Below are 7,757 nucleotides of genomic sequence, written 5' to 3'. Positions count from 1 at the left end.
CTCGTGCCGATTCAATAGCTGGAGTACGTTAATCCCATGTAAAAAAATTTGGCGTCAATAATTTGTTGTTTCAATCAGCAAATTACTTTTCCGTCAAGGTATTGACCTATTTGACGCCATCCTAAACAATCTGCCCGGTAATGTCACATTGATATTTAAGCGGCATCGCGACTTTCTGTTTGCACCGTCCAGCTCTCATGACAAGCAGTGATTTCGGTTGCCACTCCAATGCACTATCCAAGTTTGTTGCGGTTTTTCAGGCAACCAATCCCCAGGGAAGAATCACAATGCGTTTGCACTTATTCAAAGCTTTGCCTTTTGCTCTAGCCGCCAGTTTCGTACAGGCTCAAACCCTGACGGAGGCGATGCAGAAAGCGGTGGAAGTCCATCCGGAGATCCAATCGGGTGTCAATGCACGCATTGCTGCTGACTACCAAGTCGACGCAGCCAAAGGCGGCTACCTGCCTAAAGTCGACTTGCTGGGCGGTTATGGCCGTGAACGCTCGGATAACACCTCGACCCGCGCAGCCAGCAACAGCCACGAATGGAAGACCTTGAACCGCGGCGAATCAACCATTCGCCTGCAGCAAAACCTGTTCCAAGGTTTTGGCACCCAAAATGAAATAGGCCGCCAACAAGCCACCGCCAATTCCCGGGGCTATGCACTGCTCAACACTACCGAGCGCACCGCCCTGACGGTCGCCCAGGTTTATCTGGATGTCTTGACCCGTCGCGAGATGGTGCAATTGGCAGAAGACAACCTGAAAAGCCACGAACGTATTTTTGACCAGATCAAATTGCGCACCAGCCGTGGCGTCGGAAGAATGGCGGACATGGACCAGGCCGAAGCCCGTCTGGCTCAAGCTCAAAACAACTTGATCACCGAACAGACCAACCTGGCTGACGCGAACACCAACTACTTGAGCGTGGTCGGCCAAGAGCCCGACCAACTGGAGAGGCCGTCGGGTGTTGTGACCTTGCTGCCGGCCAGCCTGGATGAAGCCCGTCGCCAGATGATTGCGGACAGCCCGGTATTGCGCTCTGCCGAGTCGGATATCAGCGCCGCTGAAAAGCAGTACGAATCCGCTAAATCGACCTTCTACCCGCGCTTTGATGCGGTACTGCAACGCTCGGCCAACAACAACATCGGCGGCGAAGAAGGCCATGACAATGGCTATTCCGCCATGTTGAACATGCAGTTCAACCTGTTCAACGGCGGCAGCGACAAGGCCAACCTGCAGTCCAAGGCCTCCCAGGCCACCCAGGCGCTGGATATCCGCAACAACGCCCTGCGTCAGCTGAACGAAGAGCTGGGCCTGGCGTGGAACGCCTACAATAACGCGACCCAGCAGGTGCCGATCGCGCAGCAATACGTAGACCGCAGCAATAAAGTGCGCACCTCGTACCAGCAGCAGTTCAGCCTCGGTGAGCGTACACTGCTCGACTTGCTCGACAGCGAGAATGAACTGTTCACTGCGCAGCAGCGCCTGGCGGAGATCAAAAGCCTGCAGCTATATACGCAGTATCGAATCAAGGCTGATATGGGCCAACTGCTGAAAAGTCAGGGCGTGGTTGCTCCGATGGCATCGGTTGTGCAAAACGATATTAAACCGTCGGTAAACCTGCCAGGGATGAACTGATTCTTGACGGAGTTGGACCACTCAACTGCATTAAGTGAGAGTCAGCTTGGATTCTGAAATAGGTGTGGCGCAACTCAACCATGACCCGCGCAGTCAGCATGACGACCCCCTGCTGGATGGGTTGTTGACACTCTGCTCACTGCATTACAAACCCGCCAGCCGCGCGATGCTGACCACTGGGCTGCCACTGGCGGCCCAGCGTTTGAGCCCCGAGTTGCTGCCGCGCGCAGCCGCTCGGGCGGGTTTGCAGGGACGGTTGCTGCAACGCAAGCTGGAACAGATTCCGTCCATCGCGCTGCCCGCCATGCTGCTGCTCAAGGAAGGGCGCAGCGCGGTGCTGTTGGGATGGGAAGGTGACACGGCGCGCCTGCTGCTCAGCGAAAGCGACGGCGGCGAAGTGCACATCACCCGTGAAGTATTGAGTCAAGATTACAGCGGTCGGGTATTTTTCGCCCAACCGCAGCATAAATTTGACATCACCAGCGGCACGCTGATCCCGCGTGCACGCTCGTGGTTTCGAGACACCCTCAAGCGCTCGCGCTGGCTCTACGCCGACGCGATCGCCGCGAGCCTGGTGATCAACCTGATCGCCCTGGCCGCACCGCTGTTTGTGATGAACGTGTACGACCGCGTAGTCCCCAACCAGGCCACCTCGACCCTGTGGGTGCTGGCTATTGGTATCTGCGGCGCCTACCTGTTCGACCTGCTGCTCAAGAGCCTGCGCAGTTTATGCCTGGACCTGGCGGGCAAAAAAACCGACCTGATCATTTCCGCGACGCTGTTCGAGCGCATCGTGGGCATGGCGATGAAAGTACGCCCGGCACGGGTTGGCAGCTTTGCGCAGAACATCCATGAATTCCAGGGGATGCGCGATTTCCTCACCTCGCTGACCCTCGCGAGCCTGATCGACCTGCCCTTTACCCTGATCATCCTGGTGGTGATCGCCATGCTCGGCGGCCACCTGGTGTGGATCCCGATCATCGCCTTCCCGCTGGCCCTGGGTATCGGCCACATGCTGCAAAAACCGCTGACTGCGACACTGGAGCGCACCATGGCCCTGGGCGCCGAGCGCCAGTCGAGCCTGATCGAAACCCTCGCCGGGCTCGATGCGGTCAAGGTCAATAACGCAGAAAGCGAACGCCAGTATCAATGGGAACAGACCATTGGCACCCTCAGCCGCCTGGAACTGCGGGTCAAAGTGTTGTCCGGCCTGGCCATGAACATCACCTTGCTGATCCAGCAAGTGGCCGGCGTGGCGATGATCATTTTCGGCGTATACCAAATCATTGATGGCGCCCTCAGCATGGGCGGCCTCGTCGCCTGCTACATGCTCAGCGGCCGCGCACTGGGCCCGCTGGCCCAACTGTCGGGCCTGCTGACGCGTTACCAGCAAGCCAAGGTGACGATGGTGTCGGTCGACCAGATGATGGAGTTGCCGCAAGAACGCAACTACGACGAACGCCCGCTCAGCCGCAAGGCACTGCAAGGTGCGATGACGTTCCGCGAAGTCGACTTCACCTACCCGAACCAACAAAACCTGGCGCTGCGCGGCATCAACCTGAATGTAAAGCCGGGCGAGAAAATCGGCATCATCGGGCGCAGCGGCTCGGGCAAAAGCTCGCTGGCCAAACTGCTGGTCGGTCTTTACCAGCCGGATTCGGGCTCGTTGCTGGTCGATGGCGTGGACATTCGCCAGATCGATGTCAGCGAATTGCGTCATAACATCGGCTATGTGGCACAGGACATCCAACTGCTGGCCGGCACCTTGCGCGACAACCTCGTCTCGGGCGCGCGCTACGTGGATGATGAAATGGTGCTACAGGCCTCAGAACTTGCCGGCGTGCATGAATTTGCCAGGCTGCATCCGCAAGGTTACGAACTGCAAGTGGGCGAACGCGGGCAAAACCTCTCCGGCGGCCAGCGACAAAACGTCGCCCTCGCCCGTGCGTTGCTGTTGAACCCACCGATCCTGCTGCTGGACGAACCGACCAGCGCCATGGACAACACCGGCGAAGAGCGCCTGAAACAGCGCTTGCAGTCGGTCATCGAAAACAAGACGGTGATTCTGGTTACCCACCGCGCCTCACTGCTGACCCTGGTGGATCGCCTGCTGGTGATCGACCGTGGCCAGATACTCGCAGACGGTCCAAAAGCGGCCGTTATGGAAGCGCTGAAAAAGGGGCAAATCAGTGTCGCTTAATTCCGGCTCACGCCGTTTGAAAGACGTCATCTTCGGCTATTTCAGGGGCACCGACTCGCTCGAAGACCAGCCCTTGCCCGAAGTCGAAAAAGCCCTGGTCGACGACGCCCCGCGCATCGTGCGCCTGACCATTTGGGGCGTGATCGGCTTCTTCGTGTTCCTGCTGCTGTGGGCACACTTTGCGATCATCGATGAAGTGACCAAAGGCGAAGGCAAGGCGATCCCCTCCTCGCGCATCCAGAAGATCCAAAACCTGGAAGGCGGCATCGTCGCCCAGATCTACGTTCACGAAGGGCAGATCGTCGAGGCCGGTGCGCCGCTGGTACGCCTGGACGACACACGCTTTGCCTCCAACGTCGGCGAAACCGAAGCCGACCGCGTGGCCATGGAGCTGCGTGTTGAGCGCCTGAGCGCCGAGATCGAAAATCGCCCGCTGAACATCACCGAAGAAGCGCGCAAAGCGGTGCCCAACCAGGCCTCGAACGAAGAGTCGCTGTACCTGAGCCGACGCCAGCAACTGTCCGATGAAATTGGCGGGCTGCAACAACAATTGCTGCAACGTCAGCAGGAACAGCGTGAGTTCGCCTCCAAGCAGGAACAATACCGCAACAGCCTGAACCTGCTGCGCCAAGAGATCGGCATGTCCGAACCGCTGGTAAAACAAGGCGCGATCTCGCCGGTAGAAGTGCTGCGCCTCAAGCGCTCCGAAGTGGAAACCCGCGGCATGCTCGACGGCACCACCCTGGCCATCCCCCGCGCCCAGGCCGCCATCAACGAAGTGCAGCGCAAAATCGACGAGACCCGCGGCAAATTCCGCAGCGAAGCGTTGGCTCAGTTGAACGAAGCACGCACCAACCTGAGCAAGGCCGAGGCCACGTCCAAAGGCCTGGAAGACCGCGTCAGCCGCACCATGGTCACCTCGCCCCTGCGTGGCATCGTCAAGCAAATGCTGGTCAACACCGTGGGCGGCGTCATCCAGCCCGGCAGCGACATCGCCGAAGTCGTACCGCTGGACGACACCTTGCTGGTAGAAGCCAAGATCCGCCCGCAAGACATCGCCTTCCTGCACCCTGGCCAGGAAGCGATGATCAAATTCACCGCCTACGACTACACCATCTACGGCGGCCTCAAAGGCAAACTCGAACAGATCGGCGCCGACACCGTGATGGATGAAGAGAAGAAGAACACTTTCTACCTCATCAAACTGCGCACCGACCGCAGCCACCTGGGCACCGACGACAAACCCCTGCTGATCATCCCCGGCATGGTGGCCTCCGTGGACATCATCACCGGCAAGAAGAGCATCTTGAGCTACCTGCTCAAACCGATCATCAAATCCCGTGCAGAGGCCATGCACGAGCGCTGATTGGGGCAATTTGTTGCTGGAACAGCGGGTAAATGCAGGGCGAAGGGCGAAAACTTGGGTTTTCGCAAAAATAGTCAGATTTCAGGGGTTTACAGAACTTTTTCAATCGCTATAATCGTCGCCCTAACACGCCGGTATAGCTCAGTTGGTAGAGCAACTGACTTGTAATCAGTAGGTCCCGGGTTCGACTCCTGGTGCCGGCACCACATTAGGCTCCATTGCATTCCACCGAATGCTCTGGAAGCCCCGAAAACCCGCCCTTTGGCGGGTTTTTTCGTTCCAGGACCCTCTGTCGGGATCCAACAAAATCCCCCTTCCCCGAGGGTATGTTAGGGGTATTGCGATTTCCCGGTCAGGAGCGCGTACCCCTATGCCACGTCTAGCGATCCCCCTCAGCGACCTGCAATGCCGCACGGCCAAAACCCGCGAACGCGCCTACAAACTGTTCGACGGCGGCGGCATGTACCTTTTCGTCAAACCCAATGGCGTGAAGACCTGGCGCTTGAAGTACACCAAGCCCAGCGGCAAGGAAGGTACGCTCATCATCGGCAATTACCCCATCGTTACCCTTTCCGTCGCACGACGTAAGCGAGACGAAGCCAAGGCGTTGCTGCTAGACAACCTCGACCCAATGGAAGAAAAGAAGAAGGCCAGGATCGTAGCCCAGCGGGCGGCACTGCTTTTCGAAACCGTTGCCCTGGAGTGGCACGCTGATATGTCCCGCCGCTGGACCGAAGGCCACGCAAAAACCGTAATGAGCCGACTGCGCACCCACGTCTTCCCGCTGATCGGCCAACGCCCCATCGCTGAACTCGATACCCATGACCTGCTAGAGATCACCCAGCGCATCAAGGAACGCGGCACCATGGATGTAGCGTTAAGGGTACAGAACTACTTATCCACCATCATGCGCGGGGCCAAAAGGGCTCGGCAGATCACCATGAATCCTGCACTGGATCTGGCAGGCTCGATTCACGCGCCGCGCACAGTCCATCGCCCGGCCCTATCCCTCAACCGCCTACCCGAACTGCTACACCGTATCGACAACTACAACGGCCGCGAGCTGACGCGCCTTGCCGTCCTGCTCACGCTGCATGTATTCGTCCGCTCCAGCGAACTGCGCTTCGCGCGATGGAGTGAGTTCGACCTCCAACGCGCCATGTGGGAAATCCCCGATACACGCGCACCGATTGAAGGGGTACGCAACTCCACACGTGGGACCAAAATGAACGGCGACATTCAAATGGTCCCGCTCTCGCCGCAGGTCATCGAAATACTGGAGCGCCTGCGCAGCCTCAGTCGCTTTTCAGAGTTGGTGCTACCGGGCGACCACAAGTACTGGAAGCCCATGTCCGAGAACACGGTTAACACCATGCTCCGCAACGTCGGCTATGACACCAGCAAGGACGTGTGCGGCCACGGCTTCAGGACCATGGCCTGTAGCGCCCTGCTGGAGTCCGGGTTATGGACCGACGCAGCCATCGAAAGACAAATGAGCCACAAGGAACGCAACCGCGTGCGCGCCGCTTATATCCACAAGGCCGAATTCCTCGAACAGCGTCGGCTAATCATGGCGTGGTGGAGCAACTACATCGACGCCAACCGCCATGGGCATGTGACGCCCCACGAATTCGCTCACCCGGTCGGCGACAACATTACCGCCCTACAAAATAGCCGTGGCGCATCCAAACGTGGGTAAGCCAAAGAGATCACCGCAGTCCGCCCTTCCACGCGGGTCCATCCAAGCGGGGCTGCAAAGCCGCCCTGCTTGGATGGACCTCATTTAAAAAATCTAAAGCCCACGCAAACTGTCTGTGGAAAACCACAGATTTCCACCGGTGGATAGTTTCATCCACAGCCGAAGAACGCCCGAAAATACGGGCCTTGACCCGAATTATCCACAGGCGTAGAAAAGATCGGGCAAAGCGCTGTCGTTGACAGCAACCCAGGTAGCCAGGACCTTTAAGGCTACGCCACACCGTGGTGGTTCTCCCAAAGTGCGATTAGCGTCCGGCGGCTCGCACGGTCACTCACCGAGTGATGGATGCCTACTTCAGATCATTGCCATTGCGGCAAATACATCCCCCTCCCCAGCTGCCCTGCAGCAATCTATCCGCTTGGCCATTTCATTGCGCCAACCTGCGCCCGTCTCTTTCTTCCGGAAAGAGACGGGCGCTCCTACCACTGCTGCAGCCCACCTCGTACCAGGCTTTGCGGCATTCCCCCTCGTGACAATCGGCGTGACAAACACCGAAGTCACTAGCAACAGGGATGCCGATGATGGTGCCGCAGCCCAGGAATGGACTGCACCTGACTGACAGTCGGGCATGCCCCGGTCATCGCTTCACTACCTTCACCCGACTCAGGATCTCGCGGCGCTGGTCTCGTCAGCCAGCGCAGCCTCCACCCGCCCACTTCTTCGGAAGTGTTCAGGAGGCTACAGATCTTGAGATGCCCAAGCTCCCGGTCGTAAAGAGCCGTCAGTCCCGCGTTAGTGGACAAGCCTCACAGGTCGCAGGGGCCTTGATCCCTGATAACACTCAACATTCTT

General features: G+C 58.5%; 4 protein-coding genes and 1 tRNA gene. All 5 read left to right on the top strand.

Annotation, left to right across the window (positions count from 1 at the left end; all coding sequences use genetic code 11):
- Positions 1-287 precede the first annotated feature (287 nt).
- The 5 genes from U5A08_RS01490 to U5A08_RS01470 all read left to right on the top strand — a co-directional run bounded on the left by U5A08_RS01490 (position 288) and on the right by U5A08_RS01470 (position 6,905).
- A complete protein-coding gene (locus U5A08_RS01490) occupies positions 288-1,640 on the top strand; it encodes a TolC family outer membrane protein (protein WP_253392673.1) in 1,353 nt (450 codons plus the stop codon).
- A 46-nt stretch (positions 1,641-1,686) separates the two neighbouring features.
- Positions 1,687-3,840, top strand: coding sequence for a type I secretion system permease/ATPase (locus tag U5A08_RS01485; RefSeq protein WP_253392671.1), 2,154 nt, complete (start codon positions 1,687-1,689; stop codon positions 3,838-3,840).
- Entirely contained in the window at positions 3,830-5,206 is a 1,377-nt protein-coding gene (locus U5A08_RS01480; protein WP_253392669.1) for an HlyD family type I secretion periplasmic adaptor subunit, read from the top strand. The genes U5A08_RS01485 and U5A08_RS01480 overlap by 11 nt, the downstream gene beginning before the upstream one ends.
- Positions 5,207-5,336: 130 nt before the next feature.
- Positions 5,337-5,412: transfer RNA gene (locus U5A08_RS01475), tRNA-Thr, on the top strand.
- 164 nt (positions 5,413-5,576) lie between these two features.
- On the top strand, positions 5,577-6,905 hold the full coding sequence (locus U5A08_RS01470; protein WP_253401334.1) for a tyrosine-type recombinase/integrase: 1,329 nt from the start codon (positions 5,577-5,579) through the stop codon (positions 6,903-6,905).
- Positions 6,906-7,757 lie beyond the last annotated feature (852 nt).

It is taken from the genome of Pseudomonas paraveronii, assembly GCF_963681955.1.
In the GTDB taxonomy this organism is placed as follows: Bacteria; Pseudomonadota; Gammaproteobacteria; order Pseudomonadales; family Pseudomonadaceae; genus Aquipseudomonas; species Aquipseudomonas paraveronii.
The sequence above is the reverse complement of the archived record's forward strand: the minus strand, read 5'-3'. Positions and strand labels throughout refer to the sequence as shown.

Bases quoted from the DNA above. Each gene is read 5' to 3' on its own strand.
- U5A08_RS01470 (WP_253401334.1), top strand. From the start codon at position 5,577: ATGCCACGTCTAGCGATCCCCCTCAGCGACCTGCAATGCCGCACGGCC.
- U5A08_RS01490 (WP_253392673.1), top strand. From the start codon at position 288: ATGCGTTTGCACTTATTCAAAGCTTTGCCTTTTGCTCTAGCCGCCAGT.